The organism is Paraburkholderia sp. 31.1, assembly GCF_014397645.1.
Classification (GTDB): domain Bacteria; phylum Pseudomonadota; class Gammaproteobacteria; order Burkholderiales; family Burkholderiaceae; genus Paraburkholderia; species Paraburkholderia tuberum.
Genome location: NZ_VZQN01000206.1, coordinates 1 through 557 on the forward strand (window position 1 = coordinate 1; position 557 = coordinate 557).

Annotated in this window: 1 pseudogene; it reads left to right on the forward strand. The window is 51.3% G+C overall.

What is annotated here, in order from left to right:
• Positions 1-157: 157 nt before the first annotated feature.
• Positions 158-469: pseudogene (locus F6X37_RS38180) on the forward strand (SAM-dependent methyltransferase); the annotation flags it as partial.
• Positions 470-557: the final 88 nt, after the last annotated feature.

A 557-nucleotide genomic window follows, 5' to 3' on the forward strand; every position in this document is an offset into this window, starting at 1 on the left:
GTCCGCCCAAATTACGAGAGTAGACGCGATCCGGCCAAAGTTTACAAGCACGGCTTTCAAGTCATTGAATGTAAACGGCTTGCTGGCGCGGGCGGCTGCCGCAGCGAGATGTGTATAACGCTATGGCAATAAGGGTGTTTATGTCGACGTTGGTGCATACCACCCTGTCAAGTTCTCGAACACACATGCGCTTTACAAGCGTGGTTGGCGCGGCATCAACATAGACATGGATCCGGTGAAAATTGAAACGTTTTCTCTTGCGCGGTCTGGTGATGTCAATGTATGTGCGGCCGTCTCGAACGAGAAACAGCTCAAGGAAGTCTATAATTTTTCAAATTATGGGTTGACTTCGACCATAGATCCCATAGTGGCTGCGGCCGAAGTCCAGAAGCCTATCTCCGTCCGGACCGTTGAAACCACCACATTGAACGCATCGTCTTATACACAAGTCTGCCCTCCGCAACCGTAGGCCGGAACAAACCGTCGTCGAGCAATGAGATCGACCGGGGCTTGTAAACTTTCGGCGCGTCGCGTTTACTCTTGCTTTTTGCGTGAAC